General features: G+C 71.2%; 16 protein-coding genes. 4 read left to right on the top strand and 12 right to left on the bottom strand.

All coding sequences use genetic code 11. The features are described from left to right. Positions 1-6: 6 nt before the first annotated feature. A complete protein-coding gene (locus NRP21_RS10125; protein WP_257716075.1) occupies positions 7-1,314 on the bottom strand; it encodes an erythromycin esterase family protein in 1,308 nt (435 codons plus the stop codon). 195 nt (positions 1,315-1,509) lie between these two features. On the opposite strand from NRP21_RS10125, the gene NRP21_RS10120 reads away from it, so the two are divergent. Continuing rightward, the gene (locus NRP21_RS10120; protein WP_257716074.1) at positions 1,510-3,309 is read left to right on the top strand and encodes a thiamine pyrophosphate-requiring protein; all 1,800 of its coding nucleotides are present in this window, start codon (positions 1,510-1,512) and stop codon (positions 3,307-3,309) included. Between the two features lie 19 nt (positions 3,310-3,328). Here the strand turns inward: NRP21_RS10120 and NRP21_RS10115 are convergent, their stop codons facing one another. Genes NRP21_RS10115 through NRP21_RS10065 form a run of 11 tightly spaced genes read right to left on the bottom strand, consistent with a single transcriptional unit; the run spans position 3,329 to position 15,268 of the window. Beyond that, the gene (locus NRP21_RS10115; protein WP_257716073.1) at positions 3,329-4,723 is read right to left on the bottom strand and encodes an FAD-dependent oxidoreductase; all 1,395 of its coding nucleotides are present in this window, start codon (positions 4,721-4,723) and stop codon (positions 3,329-3,331) included. After that, on the bottom strand, positions 4,720-5,325 hold the full coding sequence (locus NRP21_RS10110) for a cysteine hydrolase (protein ID WP_257716072.1): 606 nt from the start codon (positions 5,323-5,325) through the stop codon (positions 4,720-4,722). Before NRP21_RS10110 ends, NRP21_RS10115 begins: the two co-directional genes overlap by 4 nt. Then, positions 5,322-7,382, bottom strand: a complete 2,061-nt coding sequence (locus NRP21_RS10105) for a hydantoinase/oxoprolinase family protein (protein WP_257716071.1) — start codon at positions 7,380-7,382, stop codon at positions 5,322-5,324. Before NRP21_RS10105 ends, NRP21_RS10110 begins: the two co-directional genes overlap by 4 nt. Further along, the gene (locus tag NRP21_RS10100; protein WP_257716070.1) at positions 7,379-9,043 is read right to left on the bottom strand and encodes a hydantoinase B/oxoprolinase family protein; all 1,665 of its coding nucleotides are present in this window, start codon (positions 9,041-9,043) and stop codon (positions 7,379-7,381) included. The genes NRP21_RS10105 and NRP21_RS10100 overlap by 4 nt, the downstream gene beginning before the upstream one ends. Continuing rightward, entirely contained in the window at positions 9,040-9,921 is an 882-nt protein-coding gene (locus tag NRP21_RS10095; RefSeq protein ID WP_257716069.1) for an isocitrate lyase/PEP mutase family protein, read from the bottom strand. Before NRP21_RS10095 ends, NRP21_RS10100 begins: the two co-directional genes overlap by 4 nt. A gap of 7 nt (positions 9,922-9,928) precedes the next feature. Beyond that, positions 9,929-10,630, bottom strand: coding sequence for an ABC transporter ATP-binding protein (locus tag NRP21_RS10090; RefSeq protein WP_257716068.1), 702 nt, complete (start codon positions 10,628-10,630; stop codon positions 9,929-9,931). Then, a complete protein-coding gene (locus NRP21_RS10085) occupies positions 10,623-11,384 on the bottom strand; it encodes an ABC transporter ATP-binding protein (protein WP_257716067.1) in 762 nt (253 codons plus the stop codon). The genes NRP21_RS10090 and NRP21_RS10085 overlap by 8 nt, the downstream gene beginning before the upstream one ends. Further along, the gene (locus tag NRP21_RS10080) at positions 11,381-12,346 is read right to left on the bottom strand and encodes a branched-chain amino acid ABC transporter permease (protein WP_257716066.1); all 966 of its coding nucleotides are present in this window, start codon (positions 12,344-12,346) and stop codon (positions 11,381-11,383) included. Before NRP21_RS10080 ends, NRP21_RS10085 begins: the two co-directional genes overlap by 4 nt. Continuing rightward, positions 12,343-13,212, bottom strand: coding sequence for a branched-chain amino acid ABC transporter permease (locus NRP21_RS10075; RefSeq protein WP_257716065.1), 870 nt, complete (start codon positions 13,210-13,212; stop codon positions 12,343-12,345). Before NRP21_RS10075 ends, NRP21_RS10080 begins: the two co-directional genes overlap by 4 nt. A 2-nt stretch (positions 13,213-13,214) precedes the next feature. Further along, the gene (locus NRP21_RS10070) at positions 13,215-14,432 is read right to left on the bottom strand and encodes an ABC transporter substrate-binding protein (RefSeq protein ID WP_257716064.1); all 1,218 of its coding nucleotides are present in this window, start codon (positions 14,430-14,432) and stop codon (positions 13,215-13,217) included. Then, positions 14,429-15,268, bottom strand: a complete 840-nt coding sequence (locus tag NRP21_RS10065; RefSeq protein WP_257716063.1) for a GntR family transcriptional regulator — start codon at positions 15,266-15,268, stop codon at positions 14,429-14,431. Before NRP21_RS10065 ends, NRP21_RS10070 begins: the two co-directional genes overlap by 4 nt. A 132-nt stretch (positions 15,269-15,400) precedes the next feature. On the opposite strand from NRP21_RS10065, the gene leuC reads away from it, so the two are divergent. The 3 genes from leuC to NRP21_RS10050 all read left to right on the top strand — a co-directional run bounded on the left by leuC (position 15,401) and on the right by NRP21_RS10050 (position 18,880). Beyond that, entirely contained in the window at positions 15,401-16,816 is a 1,416-nt protein-coding gene (gene leuC / locus NRP21_RS10060; RefSeq protein WP_257716062.1) for a 3-isopropylmalate dehydratase large subunit, read from the top strand. Next, positions 16,816-17,451 (top strand): 3-isopropylmalate dehydratase small subunit, encoded by a 636-nt coding sequence (gene leuD, locus NRP21_RS10055; protein ID WP_257716061.1) that lies wholly within the window; start codon positions 16,816-16,818, stop codon positions 17,449-17,451. Before leuC ends, leuD begins: the two co-directional genes overlap by 1 nt. A gap of 184 nt (positions 17,452-17,635) precedes the next feature. After that, positions 17,636-18,880, top strand: a complete 1,245-nt coding sequence (locus NRP21_RS10050; RefSeq protein WP_257716060.1) for an NAD(P)/FAD-dependent oxidoreductase — start codon at positions 17,636-17,638, stop codon at positions 18,878-18,880. Positions 18,881-18,885 lie beyond the last annotated feature (5 nt).

Raw genomic sequence — 18,885 nt, 5'->3', positions numbered from 1 at the left:
CCGCGCTCAGAGCCCGAACGGGTAGGTCTCCTCCGGACCTTCCTTCACGCGCGTGGGAAGGGGCGTCACGGCGGTGGTCTCGTCGAACCAGACATAGGCGTCGAACTGCCCGGGCAAGGTGCATTCGGTGTAGTGGCTCCAGCGCTCCGTCTCCGGCCGGTAGATCACGCCGATGAAGCGCTCCAGCCGCTCCTCCATCAGAGCATCGCGCATCGGCGGATGCACGCCCTCCCGCAGGTCCAGCAGGAAGCGCCGCACGCCGCTCTCGTGTGCGAGCCTTTCGTAGCTGTCGGGGCGCGAGGCGTTCACGCGCTTCACCTCCATCGGCTCGTCCCAGTCGGTCGCGCAGGCGACCGTTCCGGCGTGGGTGCCGAAGCCGATCAGCGCCGCGCCGGCCCCGAAGCGCTCGCGGCAGAGCTGGCCGATGTTCAGCTCCCCCCTCTCCCGGCCCATCTCCGTCATCGCGGCGTTACCGATATGGGAGTTGTGGGCCCAGACGACGGCCTTCGCGCCAGGCCCTTTCGCCTCCAGAAGAGCACAGAGGGTTTCGAACATGTGTGTGTCGCGCAGATTCCAGCTCTTTGCGCCGCCGTAGTACATGGCGCGGTAATAGGCCTCGGCGTTCTTCACCAGGCGGGCGCTGGCCGCAGCGTCCAGGAAGTCCTCGCCGCCGGCCCGTGCGTAGTCCATACTCCGATCTAGTATGTCGCGAAGCGTCCGGACAGCCGCCTCCTCGCAGGGGGCGTAACCGCGCGAGAGAGACATGCGGCCGTAGTCCTGCGGCTCCTCCATCCAGGGCATGAGGCAGCCGTAGCGCTCCCGCGCCACCTTCGCCGCCTCCGGGTCCACGCGGTCCAGGTAGCCGAGCACGGCCTCGATCGATCCCGAGAGGTTGTACAGATCGAGCCCGTAGAACCCGGCCTGGGCGCCATCCGCATGCCCGGCGTTCCAACCGCGGAGCCAGTCCAGGAAGGCGGCGACATCCGTGTTGCGCCACATCCAAGTCGGGAAGCGGCGGAAGGGCGGCTCCGCACCTTCCCGCGGCGGCCGTCCCCTCACCTGCCGGTCCAGCACGGCCGCGTCGGGCCAGTCCGCCTCCACCGCCACAATGGTGAAGCCGTGCCGTTCCACCAGGCGGCGCGTGATGGCGGCGCGTGCCCGGTAGAACTCCGACGTGCCGTGGCTGGCCTCGCCCAGCAGCACCACCCTCGCGCCCGCGAAGCGATCGAAGGGCTCGGCAAAGCCCGGTGCGCCAGGGTCCGGCAGCGGTTCGGCCGCGGCCCGGATCAGGGCGGGGATGCTGTCCGTTGTCATGCTGCCGCCTACTTCTCCCGATGCCGAACAACGCCCGGAACTGCCCGGGGTCGCAGCGGAACCGGCCGGGTTAGCCTTTGATGCCCGCGCGTGAAGCTTCGGCCAGCCGGGGAAACAGGCGCGGCCACCCGGCGTTCACCGGCCACCGGCCTTCCCAAGGAGCCGGCAACTGGGTTCCGCGCGGAAGGGTTCGGCATGGCGAAGACGGTTGGCGACCAGCTCTGGGAAAAGCTCAGCGCCTGGGGCGTGAAGCGGGTCTTCGGCTACCCCGGCGACGGCATCAACGGGCTGCTCGGCGGGCTGAACCGCCACAACAAGGACGAGGCGAAGCAGATCGCCTTCGTGCAGGCGCGGCACGAGGAGATGGCCGCCTTCATGGCCACGGCGCACGCCAAATTCACCGGAGAGCTGGGTGTCTGCATCGCCACCTCCGGCCCGGGCGCCATCCACCTGCTCAATGGCCTCTACGACGCGCGGGCCGACCATCAGCCCGTGCTGGCCATCGTCGGGCAGCAGGCGCGGGCCGCGCTGGGCGGGCACTACCAGCAGGAGGTGGACCTTGTCTCGCTCTTCAAAGACGTGTCACGCAGCTTCGTCCAGATGGCCACTGTGCCCGCCCAGGTGCCGCACCTGATCGACCGCGCCGCTCGCATCGCGATCGCGGAACGCACCATCACCACCGTGATCTTCCCCAACGACCTGCAGGAGCTGGAGGCGGTGGACGAGATGCCGCGCCAGCACGGCTACATTCCCTCAGGCCCGGGCTACGCCTTCCCGCGCGTCGTGCCGGCCGATGCCGACCTGCGGCGCGCGGCGGAGGTGCTGAATGCAGGGAAGAAGGTGGCCCTGCTCGTCGGCGCCGGTGCGCTGCAGGCGACGGACGAGGTGATCGCGGTGGCTGACAGGCTGCAGGCCGGGGCGGCGAAGGCGCTGCTCGGCAAGGCTGTGCTGCCGGACGACCTGCCCTGGGTCACGGGCTCCATCGGGCTGCTGGGCACGGAGCCGAGCTGGAAGCTGATGAACGGCTGCGACACGTTCCTGATGATCGGCTCCTCCTTTCCCTACTCCGAGTTCCTGCCGAAGGAGGGAAGTGCGCGCGGTGTCCAGATCGATCTTCAGGCGCGCAATCTCTCGATCCGCTACCCCATGGAGGTGAACCTGGAGGGCGATGCGGTTGAGACCTTGCGCGCGCTGCTGCAGCTGCTGGAACAGAAGACCGACACGAGCTGGCGCGAGGAGCTGCAGGACGACATCAAGGGCTGGTGGAAGACGCTGGAGGACCGGGCCATGCAGCCGGCGGACCCCATCAATCCCCAGCGCGCGTTCTGGGAACTCTCCTCCCGCCTGCCGGAGCGCTGCATCATCGCCGGCGACAGCGGTTCCCATACCAACTGGTACGCGCGGGACGTGAAGCTTCGGCGGGGGATGATGGCCTCGCTCTCCGGTGGCCTGGCCACCATGGGGTCCGGCATGCCCTACGCGATCGGGGCGAAGTTCGCGCATCCCGATCGCCCGGTCCTCGCCATCTGCGGCGACGGCGCCATGCAGATGAACGGGATGGCGGAGCTGATCACAGTCGCCAAGTACTGGAAGGGTTGGTCCAACCCCTCTTTCGTCTGCATGGTCCTGAATAACCGCGACCTGAACCAGGTGACCTGGGAGCAGCGGGTGATGGAGGGCGACCCGAAGTTCGAGGCCACCCAGGAGCTGCCGGACTTCCCCTATGCCCGCTATGCCGAGCTCATCGGGCTGAAGGGCATCGAGGTGCATGACCCCGAGCGCCTCGGCCCGGCCTGGGAGGAGGCCTTCGCGGCGAACCGGCCGGTGGTGCTGGAGGTGCGCGCCGATCCCAACGTGCCGCCGCTGCCGCCGCATATCACGATGAAGCAGGCGCTGGCTTTCGCGAAGTCCATGGCGGGCGAGCCCGAGCTGGGCGGCGTGCTGAAGAACACGGTCCGGCAGGTGGCGAGCGCGATCCTGCCCGGCAGTTCATGATGCGCCGCCGCCCCGCGACTTACGGCGGGGTGGCGAGTGCCGCCGCGCCGCCGCCGGCGAGGCGGCCGAGCGCCACCGCCGTGAGCAGGCCGTTGCCCGAGAGGTAGCCCGAGGCGTGCGGCCCCGAGACGCCGCAGGCCGCCCCGCCCGCGGCGAAGAGGTTGGGGAAGGCTCTCCCGTCGGACCGCGTGACCCGCGCGCCGGAGTCGACGGCGAGCCCGCCCTGCGTGTGGAAGAGCGCGCCCGTGACGCGCACCGCGCGGTAGGGAGGCGAGATCGGCGGGACGCCCGCGAAGGAGCGGCCGAAGGCATCCGTGCCGCCCGTCGCCTTGAGGTGCTCGACCTGGCCGAGCGTCTCCCTCAACGCTGCCTCCGGCAGCCGCGTCGCGGCGGCCAGGGCGGGGATGCTGTCGGCGGCGAGGATCGCGCCCGCGGCCTCCGCCTGGCGAAAATCCTCGAACTGGCGGGCAATGCCGGCGATGCGCGCGTCGAAGACCGTCCAGGCAATGCCTTCCGGCTGCTCCAGCACCTTCGCGGCCTGCTCGGAGTAGCCGTGGCCCTCGTCGGAGAAGCGGCGGCCCTCCAGGTTCACCTGCACGCCACCCTCGGTGATCGTGGCCCAGGTGATGAGGATGCCGGCGGGATGCGCAACCGATCCATGGCCCTGGTGGCCGGAAAGGTGGCGCGTGGCCGCACTCAGTGCCGCACCCCACAGGATCGCGTCCCCCTGGTTGCCGGGGTGGCCGAAGTAGAGGGCGTCCGACAGCGCCGGGACGTGCTGCCGCACGAGGTCCTTGTTGCCGCCGTAGCCGTTGCAGGCGAGAACGAGCGCGCCGCAGCCCAGCATGTCCTCCGTGCCGTCCGGGCGGCGGAGCGTCAGGCCCGTGACGCGCCCGTCCGGCGCCGCGTGCAGGGCGACGGCCTGCGCGTCGCAGAGAATGTCGATCCCCGCCCGTTCCGCAGCCTCGCGCAGCCGGTCCACCAGCTCCTCGCCGGAGCGACTGGGCAGGCCGTGCATGCGATTGGCGGAGTGGCCGGGGTAGCGGAAATCCGTGATGACCGAGAAGTCCAACCCGTGCGCGTCCGCCAGCCACTCCAGCGCGGGGCCGGCGGCGCGGGTAACGGTCTCCACCTCCGCCGGGTCCGGCTCTCCCCCGGCCTTCGCCATGATGTCGGCGGCGAAGCGGTCCGGGCTGTCCTCGATCCCCGCCGCGCGCTGCCAGCGCGTGCCGGCGGCGGGCACCAGCCCGGCGGAGAGCGCGGTGGAGCCGCGCGGCACCGGGTCGCGCTCCAGCACCAGTACCTCCGCCCCGGCTTCCTTCGCGGCCAGTGCCGCGCAGAGGCCGGCGGCGCCGGCGCCCACGACGACCACGGGGATGGAGACGTCGTAGGCCTCCAGCGCCGGCAGGATCACGCGGAGATCTCCGCCATCATCTCCGCGACCGTGGCGATGCGCGCGACGGGGCGTAGCGCGGCGATGGCGGTCTCGTGCGCCTCCCTCCCGAAGGCCGCGCAGCCGTCCGAGAGGACGGTGACCTCGATGTCCCGCACATGCGCGTCCCGCACCGTGGTGGAGACGCCCCCGTTGGTGACGATGCCGCCGACGATCAGGTGCTCGATCCCGCACTTGCGGATCATCCATTCCAGCCGGGTCATGTAGAAGGCTGAGTAGGCGACCTTCTCGATGGGGATGTCGCTCGGCCCCAGTTCCTCCAGCAGTGCCTGGCCCCAGCTTCCCGGGGCGAAGTCGCCGCGCCGCAGGAAGGGGCGCAGCCGCTTCAGATGCGGCGCGATGATCGGTTCGCCGCCGCGGCCCGGCCACAGCGTGAAATGCGTTGAGGCGATCCAGCCGCCGGCCTTGCGGACGGCATCCGCCAGGGGTGCCAACTTCGCCGGCAGGGCGGCAATGGAAGGGTCCCCCTGCCCTCCCCGCGCATAGGCGCCGTCCGGATGGACGAAGTCGTTCTGCAGGTCGAAGAGGAGCAGCGCGGTGTTGGCGGCGGGGGGATTACTCATGCGGACGCCTCGACAATGACGTTGCCCAGCTTGTCCACGCGCGCGGTCAGGCCGGGATCGACAACCGTGGTCGCGTCGGGCTGCTCCAGGATCGCGGGGCCTGTGATCACCGCGCCGGCCGGCAGGTCCAGGCGCGCGAACACCGCGGCCTCGTGCCATCCCCCGCTGAACCACACCTGCCGCGAACCGCGCCGCGCGCCCTCCAGCGTGGCGCCCGGCTCGGGCGCGAGTGCGGAGAGATCGAAGCGGGGGCGGCGGCCGATTGCGGCGGTGCGGAGGTTGACGATCCGCGCCGGCACGCCTGTGAGAAGCCGGCTGAAGCTCGCCTGGTAGGCGGCCTCGAAGGCCGCGCGGATGGTGTCCTCGGTGATCCCTGTTGTGCCGTTCGCCACCTCGACGGGAAGGGTCACGGCCACCGTGTGGGTCTGCCCGACATAGTGCATGTCCAGCGCGAAGACCGTGTCGATGCGCTCCACCGGCAGTCCGGCATCGGCCACCACCTCGCGCACCGCGGCGGCTTCCTCCACCATCAGCCTGTCCAGCGCCGCCGCGTCGATTCCCTCCAGGGAGAGGTTCACGGTGCGGACCTGGTCATGCCGGATGTCCGCGATCACGCAGCCCAGCGCGGAGTTGATGCCGGGGAAGCGCGGCACCAGCGCCGCCTTCAGCCCCACCTCCCGGATCAGCGCGCCCGCGTGCAGCGCGCCGCCGCCGCCGAAGGGCACGGCGGCGAAGCGCGCGGGGTCGTGCCCGCGCTCAATGGAGACAAGGCGGATGGCCTTCGCCATGTGGCCGTTCGCCACGCGCAGGATCGCCTCAGCCGCCTGCATGGCGCCGAGGCCCAGCGGCCTGCCGACATGCTCCAGGATCGCCGCCTTTGCCGCCTCAACGTCCAGCCGCTTCAGGCTGCCGCCGATCGGCCGCTCCGCGTTGATGCGGCCGAGCACGACATTGGCGTCCGTCAGCGTCGGGCGCGTGTTGCCGCCGGCGTAGCAGACCGGGCCCGGGCGTGAGCCCGCGCTCTCCGGCCCCACTTGCAGCAGGCCTCCCGCGTCGACGCGCGCGATGGAGCCGCCGCCGGCGCCGATGGTGGTGATCTCGATCATCGGCGTGCGGATGACCAGGCCGAAATCGATGGTAGTCTGCGCCGCAAGCGCCGTTTCCCCGCCGACGACGAGCGAGACGTCGAAGGAGGTGCCGCCGAGGTCACCCGTCACCACGTCCGGGAAGCCAGCCTCCCGCGCGATGGCGGCTGCCGCGATCACCCCAGCCGCCGGGCCGGACAGCGCGGTGCGGACCGGCAACCGGCGGGCGGATTCCGTGGACATGACGCCGCCATTGGACTGCACGATATGGAAGCGGCCCGTGAAGCCATCGCTCTTCAGCGCATCGTCCAGCTTGCCAAGGTAGGAGCCGACCACGGGCTGCAGGTAGGCGTTGAGCGCGGTGGTGGAGGTACGCTCGAACTCCCGGATCTCCGGCAGAATCTGGGTGGAGCAGCCGATCGCCTCGCCTTCCCAGACGGAGGCGGCGGCGGCCAGGGCCGCCCTCTCGTTCGCCGGGTTCGCGTAGGCATTGATGAAGACGATTGCCAGCGCCTCCGCCCCCTGGGCGATGAGCTGGCGAACGGCGGCGCGCACCTCCTCGGCGTCCACGGCGTCGCGGACCGTGCCGTCCGCCAGGGTGCGCTCCGTCACCTCCAGCCGCATGTCGCGGTCCACCACCGGGACGAAGTCGCCCCAGAGACCCCAGGTGCGCAGGCGGTCGCGGCGGCGCATCTCGATCACGTCACGGAAGCCACGCGTGGTGATAAGGCCGACCTTCGCGCCCTTGCGCTCCAGCAGCGCGTTGGTGCCGACGGTGGTGCCGTGCACGACCGAGGTCAGCTCGTCCACTGCCCCGAACTGCCGCAGCCCGTTCAGGAAGCCCACCGCTTCGTCGCCGCGGTTGGATGGCACCTTGGCGGTGCGGAAGCTCTTCGCCGTCTCGTCGAAGAGGAAGAGGTCCGTGAAGGTTCCGCCGACATCCACGCCGACGATCTTGGCTGCCCCGCTCATTCCGCCGCCCCGTCCGTCACGTAGCCCATCCGACGATCCCGTTCCGCTGCCGCCGGATCGCGCGAGGCGGGATCGCCCCAGCCGCCGCCGCCCGGCGTTTCCAGGCGCACGCGCTGGCCCGCCGCGATGCGGATGTCCGTCACCTTCGAGACCATGGGCGGGGAACGCATCCCGTCCTCCGTTTCCCAGTGGAAGCGGTTCGGCGCGGCCGCGCCACCGCCGCCGACGCCGAAGGGTGCCACCTTGCCGCGCTCGCCCAGCAGGGAGACGCTGGCGGGCACCAGCGCCTCGATCTCGTACACCGCGCCCAGGCCGCCGCGATGCTGCCCGGCGCCCGCGGAGTCCGGCCGCAGCGCCCATTGCTTGAACATCACGGGGTACGCGGCCTCCAGGATCTCCACCGGCGGGATGGTGGCGGTGGAGATCGGGTTGTTCGCGTGGTTCAGCCCATCACTCTCCGGATTGCCGCCCAGCCCGCCGCCGAAGAAGGAGAACATCACCCAGCGCGAGCCATCCTTGCGGTGCCCGGCCATGGAGAGCGCGTTGATCGTGCCAAAGGGTGCCGCCGTGGCGCGGGAGGGATCGGCCTTCGCCAGCGCACCGAAGATCACGCCGATCAGCCGGAGCACCGTTTCCGTATAGCCCGCCACCGGGTGCGGCGGGCCGGCACCGAGCAGCGTGGTCTCCGGCACCACGAAGCGGATCGGGCGCAGGCAACCGGCATTGGCCGGGACCTCGGTGAAAACGTGCTTCAGCGCCACGTAGCAGCCGGCGATGGTCGTGGCGCGGCTGATGCTCACCGGCCCCTGCGCGGGCGGGGATGAGCGTGAGAAGTCCAGCACCATCTCCTCGCCCTGGATCGTGAGATCCAGCGCGATGGTCAACACCTCGTCGGTGATGCCGTCATTGTCCAGCACATCCTCGAAGGCGTAGGTGCCGTCCGGCAGGCCGGCGATAGAGGAACGCATCAGCGCCTCGGCGCGTGCGGAGAAGGCGGTGAAGGCGCCCTGCACCACCTCCTCCCCGTGCTCGTCGATCAGCGCGCCAAGCCGGCGCTCCCCGAGGTCCAGCGCGTTGATCTGGCCGTTCAGGTCGCCCCAGTTGGAGGCGGGAACGCGGGAATTGGCGGCCAGGATGTCCACGATGTCCTGGTTCACGGCACCGTCGCGCATCAGGCGGACGGGCGGCAGGCGGAAGCCCTCCTGGAAGCTCTCCACCGCCTTCGGGTTGTAGCCGCCGGGCACGTTGCCGCCGACGTCGAGCCAGTGGCCGACGGATGCGATCCAGCAGAACAGCTCGCCTTGGCGGAACACAGGGCGCACCAGGCGGAAGTCGTTGAGGTGCGTTCCACCGTCATACGGATCGTTGAACAGGAAGGTGTCGCCGGGGCGCAGATCGCCCTCCCGCGCCGTCTTGTCGATCACGACCTTCACGGCGAAGGCCATGGCGCCGACGAAGATCGGCAGCCCGCTCGTGCCCTGCACCAGGGTTTCGCCGGTGGCGGCGTGGTACAGGCCGTGGCAGGCGTCCTTCGCCTCCGCGATGATGGGGTTGAAGGCGGAGCGGAAGAGGGTCGCGTCCATCTCGTCCGCGATGCCCTCCAGCCGGCCCTTCAGGATGGCCAGGGTCACGGGATCGGGTGTGGCGGGATCAGGTGTCATTCGGCGGCGTCCCGGGCGTCGTAGCGCGCGCCGAGCTCAAGCATCTCGGGCGTGCCGATCAGGGCATTCAGCCCCTTGAAGTCCAGCATGCGGTCCGCGAAGGGCTGGTTGGAGCCGTGCGCCGCGAGGGAGCGGTAATAGGCCTGCGCGGTCAGCGCGAGAGCGCGCACGATGCCGCCCGGGAAGATGACGAGGCGGAAGCCCAGGCGCCCTAGCTCCTCGCCGGTGGAGATGGGCGTGTCTCCGCCCTCCACCATGTTCGCCATCAGCGGCCGCAGCCCACCCAGGCGCGCGACCACCGCCGCCATCTGCGTGGCGTCGCGCGGTGCCTCCACGAAGAGCACGTCCGCACCCGCCTCGGCATAGAGCGCGGCGCGGTCCAGCGCGGCCTCGATCCCCTCCACCGCAACGGCGTCAGTGCGGGCAATGATCAGCGTCTCATCGCTCGCCCGCGCATCCACCGCGGCGCGGATCTTCCCGACCATCTCGGACGCGGAGACGATCGACTTGCCCTGCAGGTGGCCGCAGCGCTTGGGCAGCGTCTGGTCCTCGAGCTGCAGGGCGTTCGCCCCGGCGCGCTCGTACATGCGCACCGTGCGCTGCACGTTCAGCGCGTTACCGTGGCCATTGTCGGCGTCGACGACTAGCGGGATGGAGACGCGGTCGCGGATCAGCGAGACCGTCTCCGCGACCTCCGCCATGGAGACGAGGCCGATATCGGGCCGCCCCAGCCGCGTGTAGGCGATGGCGGCGCCAGAGACGTAGGCGGCCTCGAAACCCGCCTCCTCGGCCAGGTGGCCCGTTAGCGCGTCGTAGACGCCGGGGGCGGTCACGGGCCTCGGCCCGGCCAGGCGCCGCTTGAGGGAATTGGTGGTCATGGGTTCCTCACAGGCCGAGATAGACGCGGCGCAGCTCCGGGTCGTCGCGCAGGGCGGCGGCGGGTCCGCTCATGGCGAAGGTGCCGTTTTCCAGGATGAAGCCGCGCGAGGCGATCTCCAGCGATTGCACGACGTTCTGCTCCACGAGCAGGATGGGTAGCCCACCCGCGTTCAGGCGGAGGATCAGCGCGAACATCTCCTCCACCAGCAGCGGGGAGAGGCCCAGGGAGGGCTCGTCCAGGATCAGGAGGCGCGGCTCGGCCATCATCCCGCGGCCGATGGCGAGCATCTGCTGCTCGCCGCCGGACAGGGTGCCGGCCGCCTGCCGCGCCCGCTCGCGCAGGCGGGGGAAGGTCTCGAAGACGCGCTCCAGATTGGACGCCCGCCGGCGGCGCGCGCGGCGGTAGGAGCCGAACTCCAGGTTCTCCCGCACGTTCATGTTCGGGAAGATGCGCCGCCCTTCCGGCACGTGGATCAGTCCGGCCTCCACGATGGCGGCGGGGTCCATGCCGTCCAGCCGCGCGCCGTCGAAGCGAATCTCGCCGGCCCGCGCCGGGACCACGCCGGAGAGCACCTTGTTCAGCGTCGTCTTGCCCACGCCGTTGGCGCCGAGCACCGCCACGATCTCTCCGGCGGAGACCGCCATGTCGAGGCCGCGCAGCACCTCCACCGGCCCGTAGCCGGCGCGCAGGCCTTTCACCTCAAGCATGGGCACCGCCTTCCGCGCCCTGGGCCGCGATGCGCGCTGCGGCGCCATGGCCGAGATAGGCCTCGATCACCCGCGGATCGGCCGTCACCTCGCGCGGCGGGCCGGAAGCGATCATGCGCCCGCTCGCCAGCACGTGGACGTGGTCGCACAGGTTCATCACCGCCTGCATCACGTGCTCGATCATCAGGATCGAGACGCCGCGGTCTCGGATAGCGCGGATGACAGGGATGATGTCCCGCACCTCCGAAGGGTTGAGCCCGGCGAGGACCTCGTCCAGCAAGAGTAACTTCGGTTCCGTCGCCAGCGCTCGCGCCAGTTCCAGCCGCTTGCGCCCGGCCACCGTCAGCGCGGAGGCCTGCTGGTCCAGCATCGGCCCCAGCCCCACCTCGGTCGCCACGGCCTCGGCGACGCGCACGGCCTCCTCCCGCCCGGGATGGCGGAGATAGGCGCCGACGAGGATGTTCTCCCGCACGCTCAGCCCCGCGAAGGGCTGCACGATCTGGAAGGTACGAGCCATGCCAAGTGCCGCGCGCCGGTGCGGCGGCTCGCGCGTCACGTCCTCGCCGAGGAAGTGCACGCGCCCGCCACTGGGGGCCAGGAAGCCGGAGACCAGCGCGAAGAGGGTTGTCTTCCCCGCCCCGTTCGGACCGATGAGGCCAATCAGGCCGCCCTCCGGCACCTCCAGGGAGGCCCCGTCCACGGCGAGGAGCCCGCCGAAGCGGCGCGAGAGGCTTTCCGCCCGCAGCAGGCTCATCGCGGAAACCTCTGTACCAGCCGCCGCAGCCCGCCCATCACGCCGCGCGGCAGGAAGGCGATGCCGACCACCAGCAGGGCGCCGAAGACCACGAGGTCCACCCCCGGCACCGGGCCCGCGACCTGGCCCAGGACGATCTTCGCGACCTCCCCCACGCCGTGCAGCGCCAGCGCGCCGAGGACGGGCCCCAGCACGGTTCCGGCACCGCCCAGCACGCAGGCGATCAGCACTTCCACCGAGATCCAGGTCCCGTAGGCGATGCTGGCATCCAGGTAGAGGAAGTTCTGCGCGTAAAGGCACCCGGCCGCCGCCGTGACAGCACCGGAGAGCGCGATGGCGCGCAGCTTCACCGCCAGCACGTCCACGCCGAGGGCACGGGCGGCGTCCTCGTTCTCCCGCACCGCGACCAGCCGCGCGCCGAAGCGCCCGCGGGCGATCCAGGCGGTGAGCAGCAGCACCGCCGCGACGGTGCCGGCCACGAGCCAGAGGAAGACGGCGCGCGAGGGGAACTGCAGGTTCTCCACCCCCGGGGAGAGGCGGATCAGCAGCCCCGCGGCGCCGCCCGTGAAGTCCGCCGCATTCGCGAGGATCCGCAGCACCTCGGCGAAGGCCAGGGTGACGAGGGCGAAGTAGGAGCCGCGCAGCCGCGCGCGGAAGGAGAGCGCGCCGATCACCCACCCCACCACGGCGCCGAGCGCGATGCCGGCCGCCAGCCCCGCCCAGGCATTCACCCCGTAGCGGATCTGCAGGATGGCGGTGGCGTAGGCGCCCATGCCGAAGAAAGCCGCGTGGCCGAAAGAGAGCTGCCCGGCATAGCCGCCGAGGATGTTCCATCCCTGCGCCGCCAGCGCGACGATCAGCGCGGAGAGCAGGAAATTGAGGACGGTGTTGGATGCCACGAAGGGCATCAGGGCGATGAGGGCCAGCAGCGCCAGCCCCGGCCAGAGGTCGCGCGCGCTCATGCCCGCGCCCCGAAGAGGCCGGTGGGCCGCAGCAGCAGCACGAGGATGAAGATCACGAAGATGCCGAGCTGCCCGAGACTCTCCCCCAGCAGCAGCCCGCCCAGGCTCTCCACCACGCCCACGAAGAGGCCGCCTACGAGGGCGCCGGGGATGGAGCCCATGCCGCCGAGCACGACGATGGTGAAGGCCACCAGCACGAAGGCATTGCCGACGCGCGGATTCACATAGAAGGTTGGGAGGAGCAGGCAGGCCGCGACGGCCAGGCAGGCGCAGCCCAGCCCGAAGGTCACGGCATATACGTGGCGCGGGTCGATCCCGCAGAGCTGTGCGCCGAGCTTCTCCTTCGCCACGGCGCGGATCGCCTTGCCCGTGTCGGTGGCCGAGAGCACCGCCCAGAGCAGCGCGGCGGCGAGGAGCGAGACGCCGAAGCCGATCAGGCGCGGGCGGGAGAGCAGCATCGGCCCCAGCTCCACCACGTCGAAGCCGGAATCGGCGCCGAGCGTGCGAGTGTCGGACCGGAACAGGGCCAGCAGCGCGTTCTCGATCACGATGGAGAGGCCGAGGGTGACGAGAAGCGTGTTCCCGTCATCCCCGTGGCTGGCGGGGCCGATCACCCATCGCTGCAACCCGTATCCCAGCGCCATGAAGCCCGCGGCCATGGGCAGGATCGCCAGGTAGGGATCCAGCCCGAATGCGGCGTGCAGCCCCCAGGCCGCGAACATCGCCAGGGTCAGCAGCGCGCCGTGCGCGAAGTTCACGATGTGCAGCACGCCGTAGACGAGGGTGAGGCCCAGCGCCACCAACGCGTAGGCCGCCCCCGCCAGCAGGCCGTTCGCAACGGCCTCCGCCATCAGCTCGATCGGCACGTTCAGCCCTGGATCGGGAAGACGGGCCGGGAGTCCGCGACCTCGTTAGGGAAGATCACCTTGATGTCGCCGTCCTGCACCTGCGTGTTCACCGGGCGCGCGCCCCCGTTCTGGCCGTTGACGAAGCGCGTGGGGCCGTAGGGCATGATGTGGCCGGAGTAGTCGGAGGCGGCGAGCGCCTGCAGCACCTTCGCCCGGTCCGCGGCGCCGGCGCGGTTCACCGCATCCGCCACCAGCTTCACGCAGGAGTAGTTCAGGGGGATGTTGTAGCCCCAGAACTTGCCGGAGGCGTCCACCTGGCGCTTCAGCGCGATCGCCTCCGCGTTCTTCGGGTCGTGCCAGTGGTTGCAGTCCATCACGCCCAGCGCCGCGTCCGGGAACTCCTTCACGAAGCGGTAGTTGGATGCGGCGCCGTTCAGCACGGCATAGACCCCCTTCGGGCGGATGCGCTGCTGCCGCATGGTGCGGGAGAGCAGCACGAACTCGCTGTAGTAGGAGGACGGGATCAGCAGGTCCGGCCGCAGCGAACGCAGGCGCAGCGCGATGTTGTTCATGTCGCGCGCGGGGGTGGGATGGGCAATTGTCTCCAGCACCTCGAAGCCGTGCTTCGGCAGCTCCGCCTGCATCAGCTTCGCGAGGCCGGAGCCGAACAGGCCGTCCTCGTGCACCAGCACCACCGTCTTACACGGCTTCCCGGCGGCGTCGTTCAGCCGGATCAGGTTCTCAACCGCTGCCGAGGTCACGTTGCCGAAGCCCGGCGCCAGGCGGAAGGTGTTGGACAGGCCGCGGGAGACGATCTGGTCTGCCACGCCGACATCGACCACATAGGGCAGATCATAGCGGGCCACGGCCTGGCTGGCGGCAAGGCAGATCGGGCTGGCGAAGCCGCCCACGATCGCCACCACGCCCTCGCCCTGCAGCTTCTCCACCTCCTGCACCCCGGCCTCGGGGTTCGAGCGCGCATCGGCCACGACCAGCTCGATTTTCGCCCCGCCGAGCGCGGGCAGGCCGCCATCGCCGTTGATCTTCGCCACGGCGGCCTCCGCCCCGATGCGGCCGAGGTCGCCATCCTGCGCCAGCGCGCCCGTCAGCGGCTGCAACAGGCCGATCTTCACGGGCGCGGGTTGCGCCCGCAGCAGCCCGGGCATCGCGAGCAGCGCCGTGCCCGCGGCGGCGGTGCCGAGCAGCGCGCGGCGGGTGGTCGTGGGATGCGTGGTCATGAACCTGTTCTCTCCTCGTCCCGCGGGCTCGGCTCCCGCCCTGTGCCATTCGCGTTGGCCGGTTCCGCGCCCGCCGGCACCATCGGGCTCCAGCGCCGCTCGCCCTCGGCGCCCGTGCGCTGCATCTGCATCTCGAAGGAGAAGCGGTCCGGCCGGTACAGGGCGTGCAGGTGCTCCACCGGCCGCCCCGCCTCGTCCTGCACCAGCCGTGTCAGCGCGATCAGCGGGGCGCCGATCCCCACCTCCAGCACCTCCGCCACGTCCGGCCCCGCCAGGGTGGCGCCGATGCTCTGCCGCGCACGGCCGATCCGCAGGCCGGATCGCTCCAGCAACGCCAGCAGGGGCTGGCTGGCCAGTTCGGCCTCCGAGTAGGTCTGCCCGATCCGCGCGGGCACATGGGTGGTGAGGTACGAGAAGGGCCCGTCGGCGGTGCGGCGGACGCGCACGGCGCGCTGCGCCGCCTCGCCCGGCAGGAGCTCCAGGGCCTGGGCCACCGGGGGCGGCGGCACGGCGTAGCCAAAGGAGAGCAGGCGCACCTCGGTGCGCCGCCCCATCTCCTTCAGGTGCGTGAAGACATCGGCGAAATCGGCGGTGGCCGGTGGCAGGGCCGTGCCGCCGAGGACGAAGGTGCCCACGCCAGGGCGGCGCTCCACCAGCCCGTCCTGCGCCAGTTGGTCCAGGGCGCGGCGGACCGTGACCCGTGCCACACCGTGCTCGGCGGCCAGGTCGGGCTCTCCGGGCAGGCGCGCGCCCGCCGGCAGGGCGCCGCCCGCGATGCGGTCCCGCAGCACCAGATAGACCCGACGCGACTTGAAGGGTTCCACCGCCGCGCTCAACGCCAGCCCCCTCTCTTTCGTCCTGCTGCTGTCCTATGACCGGGACAGCATCCTGTCTAGGGCCAAGGACAGGGCCATTGCATTCGGCCCCGCCAAGATCCTATCTCTCGGGAAGCAAGAGGGAGACCGGGCATGGCGGGGAATGGGCCGCGCACGCTCTTCGATAAGGTCTGGGACGCGCACGTCATCCTGACGCGGGAGGACGGGCAGGCGCTGTTGCAGATCGACCGGCACTTCTTCCACGAGGGCTCCCACCACGCCTTCAACCAGCTCCGTGCTCGCGGAGCGCGGGTCGCCCGCCCCTCGCAGAACATCGGCGTGGCCGACCATTACGTGCCCACGCGCGGCCGCGGCGCTCCGATCGCGGACGACACGATCCGCCGCATGGTGCAGCAGCTCTCGGACAATGCCGTGCAGCACGGGCTCCGCCTCTTCGGGCTGGACAGCCCGGCGCAGGGCATCGTCCACGTCGTCGGTCCGGAGCAGGGGCTCACCCTCCCCGGCCTGACGGTGGTGTGCGGCGACAGCCATACTTCCACGCATGGCGCCCTTGGGGCGCTGGCTTTCGGCATCGGCGCCTCGGAGGTCGCGCACGTCCTGATGACGCAGACGCTGTGGCAGCGCCGCCCGCGCCGGATGCGGATCGCGGTGGAGGGGAGCACCGGCCCCGGTATCGCCGCGAAGGACATTGCTCTCTCCATCATCGCCCGCATCGGGACGGATGGCGCGCAGGGCCACGCGGTGGAGTATGCGGGTTCCGCCATCCGCGCGCTTTCGGTCGAGGGGCGCCTCACCCTCTGCAACCTCTCCATCGAGTCCGGCGCGCGCTGCGGCATGGTGGCGCCGGACGGGACGACGCTGGATTTCCTGCGCGGCCGTCCTTTCGCCCCGAAGGGAGACGCCTTCGACCGGGCCGCCGAGGCCTGGCTCGCCCTTCCGGGCGATACCGGGGCGGAGTTCGATCGCGAGGTGGTGCTCGACGGCTCGGAAATCGCCCCTGTCGTCACCTGGGGCGTGAGCCCCGAGGATGCGCTGCCCGTCACCGCGACGCTGCCGGACCCGGAGCGCGCCGCCGATCCCGCCCGCGCCGCGCAGATCCGGGACGGGCTGGACTACATGGGCCTGCGCGCGGGGCAGAGGCTGTCGGACATCGTCGTGGACCGCGTCTTCATCGGCTCCTGTACGAATAGCCGGATCGAGGACCTGCGCGCCGCCGCGGCGGTCCTCGCCGGCCGCCGCGCCCGCATCCCCGGCCTTGTCTCGCCGGGCTCCACCCTGGTGAAGCGGCAGGCAGAGGAGGAGGGGCTGGACCGCATCTTCACCGAGGCGGGGTTGGAATGGGCGGAATCCGGCTGCTCCATGTGCGTCGGCATGAATGGCGACCTCGTCGGCGCCGGGGAGCGCTGCGCCTCCACCACCAACCGCAACTTCAAGGGCCGGCAGGGCAAGGGCGCGCGCACGCACCTCATGTCCCCGGCCATGGCCGCCGCCGCGGCCGTGACGGGCCACCTGACGGATGTGCGCCCCCTGCTGGAGGGCCGCGCGTGATGGAACCTCTCCGCGTCGTCACCGCCACCGCCTGCCCCCTGCCGATGAGCAACGTGGACACGGACCAGCTTATTCCTGCCCGCTTCATGAGCCGCCCGCGCAGCGCCGGTTACGGCGACGTTCTGCTCTATGACCTGCGCTTCGGGCCTGACGGCACGCCCCGCCCGGACTTCCCGCTGAACCGGCCGGATCGCGCGGGCAGCGCCGTGCTCGTCGCCCGCCGCAACTTCGGCAGCGGCTCCTCGCGTGAGGCGGCGGCCTATGCGCTGCTGGACCACGGAATTCGCTGCGTGCTGGCGCCAAGCTTCGGCGACATCTTCAGCAGCAACGCCGTGAACAACGGCCTGCTTCCCGCGCGAATGGAGGAGGAGGCGGTGGAAGCCCTTCTGGCCTGGCTGGAGGCGGGCAACACAGAGGTCACGGTCGATCTCGAGGCCCGCAGCGTCGCCGCCGGCGGGGCGCGCTGGGATTTCGCCATCGATCCGGTCTGGCGCACGAAGCTGCTGAACGGCTGGACCGACCTAGACCTCACCCTCAGCCACGCCCCGGCGATCGAGGCCTTCATGGAGGCGGACCATGCCCGCTGCCCCTGGGCCTGGCTCGACGGGCCGGCGGATCCCACCGGCCCGCGCTGAGCCCCTTCGGCGGCGCGGCCCCGGCCTCGACAGCCGCACGGCGCGGCTTTAATCCAGACCTCACGAGGAACGCGCGCGCCGCCACTCAGCCCGGCAAGGGGTGGGGCGCGGCGTACCGCTGACGGCGCGGCACACCGGAACCACGCGAGATCGGCCCCGCGCCGGGGCGGCTGAGGGACAGGGCATGGTGCAATCGGTGATCGTGCTGGGCGCGGGGATGGTGGGCGTTTCCACCGCCCTACACCTGCGGCAGCGCGGGTGGGACGTGGTGCTGGTGGACCGGCGCGCCCCGGGCGAGGGCGCCTCCTTCGGCAATGCCGGGCTGATCCAGCGCGAGGCGGTGTTCCCCCATCCGTTCCCGCGCAGCGTGTCCGAGATCGCGCGCATCGCGAAGAACCGCTCCGTTGACGCGGTGTACCACGCGAACGCCCTGCCGAGCCTCGCCTTTCCCCTGCTCCGCTATTGGTGGAACTCGGCGCCGGAGCGCTACGAGGCGATGGCGCGGGCCTATGCGCAGCTCATCGTCACCTGCCTGGACGAGCACATGGCCGTGGCGCGCGAGGCCGGTTCCACTGACCTGCTCCGCCCGATCGGCTGGATGCGCCTGTTCAGCACGGAGGCGCAGCTGGAGGCGGCCCGGCGGGAGGCGGAGGCGGCCCATCGCGACCACAATGTGGGCTATCGCATCCTGGACGGGCAGGCGCTGGCGGAGGCGGAGCCGCATCTCCTCGTGCGCCGCGCCGGGGCGGTCCACTGGACCGATCCCTATTCCGTCAGCGACCCCCACGCGCTCACCACCTCTTACGCCCGGCTGTTCCAGACGAAAGGCGGCCGGATGGCGACGGGCGACGCGGCCACGCTGGCCCGGGCCGGCGCGGGCTGGCGGGTGCAGACGGCGGAAGGCCCCGTGGAGGCCGGACAGGCGGTGATCGCGCTCGGCGCCGCGGCGGGGGACGTAACGCGGCGCTTCGGCTATGCCCCTCCCCTGTTCGGGAAGCGCGGCTACCACCTGCACTACGGCATGAAGGGCAATGCGGTGCTGAACCACCCCTTCATCGACGAGGCCAGCGGCTTCTGCCTTGTGCCCATGCGCGCGGGAATCCGCCTCACCACGGGCGCGGAGTTTGCCCGCCCGGACGCGCCGGAGACCCCGATCCAGATCGAGCGCGCCGAGCCGGTGGCCCGCACCCTCCTGCCGTTGGACGAGAAGGTGGAAGGGCGGCCCTGGATGGGCACCCGCCCCTGCACCCCGGACATGCTGCCCGTGATCGGCCGTATTCCCGGGCAGGAGGGGCTCTGGGGCGCCTTCGGTCACGCCCACCAGGGGCTGACGCTCGGGCCGACAACCGGGCGCCTGCTTGCGGAGATGATGGGCGGCGAAGCCCCCTTCATCGACCCGGTGGCGTACCGGCCGGAGCGCTTCGCCTGACGCGC

This window comes from Roseomonas populi (genome assembly GCF_024594815.1).
Taxonomy (GTDB): Bacteria; Pseudomonadota; Alphaproteobacteria; order Acetobacterales; family Acetobacteraceae; genus Roseomonas; species Roseomonas populi.
This window is presented reverse-complemented; position numbering and strand designations above follow the sequence as displayed.

Bases quoted from the DNA above. Each gene is read 5' to 3' on its own strand.
- NRP21_RS10125 (WP_257716075.1), bottom strand. From the start codon at position 1,314: ATGACAACGGACAGCATCCCCGCCCTGATCCGGGCCGCGGCCGAACCG.
- NRP21_RS10120 (WP_257716074.1), top strand. From the start codon at position 1,510: ATGGCGAAGACGGTTGGCGACCAGCTCTGGGAAAAGCTCAGCGCCTGG.
- NRP21_RS10110 (WP_257716072.1), bottom strand. From the start codon at position 5,325: ATGAGTAATCCCCCCGCCGCCAACACCGCGCTGCTCCTCTTCGACCTG.
- NRP21_RS10105 (WP_257716071.1), bottom strand. From the start codon at position 7,382: ATGAGCGGGGCAGCCAAGATCGTCGGCGTGGATGTCGGCGGAACCTTC.
- NRP21_RS10100 (WP_257716070.1), bottom strand. From the start codon at position 9,043: ATGACACCTGATCCCGCCACACCCGATCCCGTGACCCTGGCCATCCTG.
- NRP21_RS10095 (WP_257716069.1), bottom strand. From the start codon at position 9,921: ATGACCACCAATTCCCTCAAGCGGCGCCTGGCCGGGCCGAGGCCCGTG.
- NRP21_RS10090 (WP_257716068.1), bottom strand. From the start codon at position 10,630: ATGCTTGAGGTGAAAGGCCTGCGCGCCGGCTACGGGCCGGTGGAGGTG.
- NRP21_RS10085 (WP_257716067.1), bottom strand. From the start codon at position 11,384: ATGAGCCTGCTGCGGGCGGAAAGCCTCTCGCGCCGCTTCGGCGGGCTC.
- NRP21_RS10080 (WP_257716066.1), bottom strand. From the start codon at position 12,346: ATGAGCGCGCGCGACCTCTGGCCGGGGCTGGCGCTGCTGGCCCTCATC.
- NRP21_RS10070 (WP_257716064.1), bottom strand. From the start codon at position 14,432: ATGACCACGCATCCCACGACCACCCGCCGCGCGCTGCTCGGCACCGCC.
- leuC (WP_257716062.1), top strand. From the start codon at position 15,401: ATGGCGGGGAATGGGCCGCGCACGCTCTTCGATAAGGTCTGGGACGCG.
- leuD (WP_257716061.1), top strand. From the start codon at position 16,816: ATGGAACCTCTCCGCGTCGTCACCGCCACCGCCTGCCCCCTGCCGATG.
- NRP21_RS10050 (WP_257716060.1), top strand. From the start codon at position 17,636: ATGGTGCAATCGGTGATCGTGCTGGGCGCGGGGATGGTGGGCGTTTCC.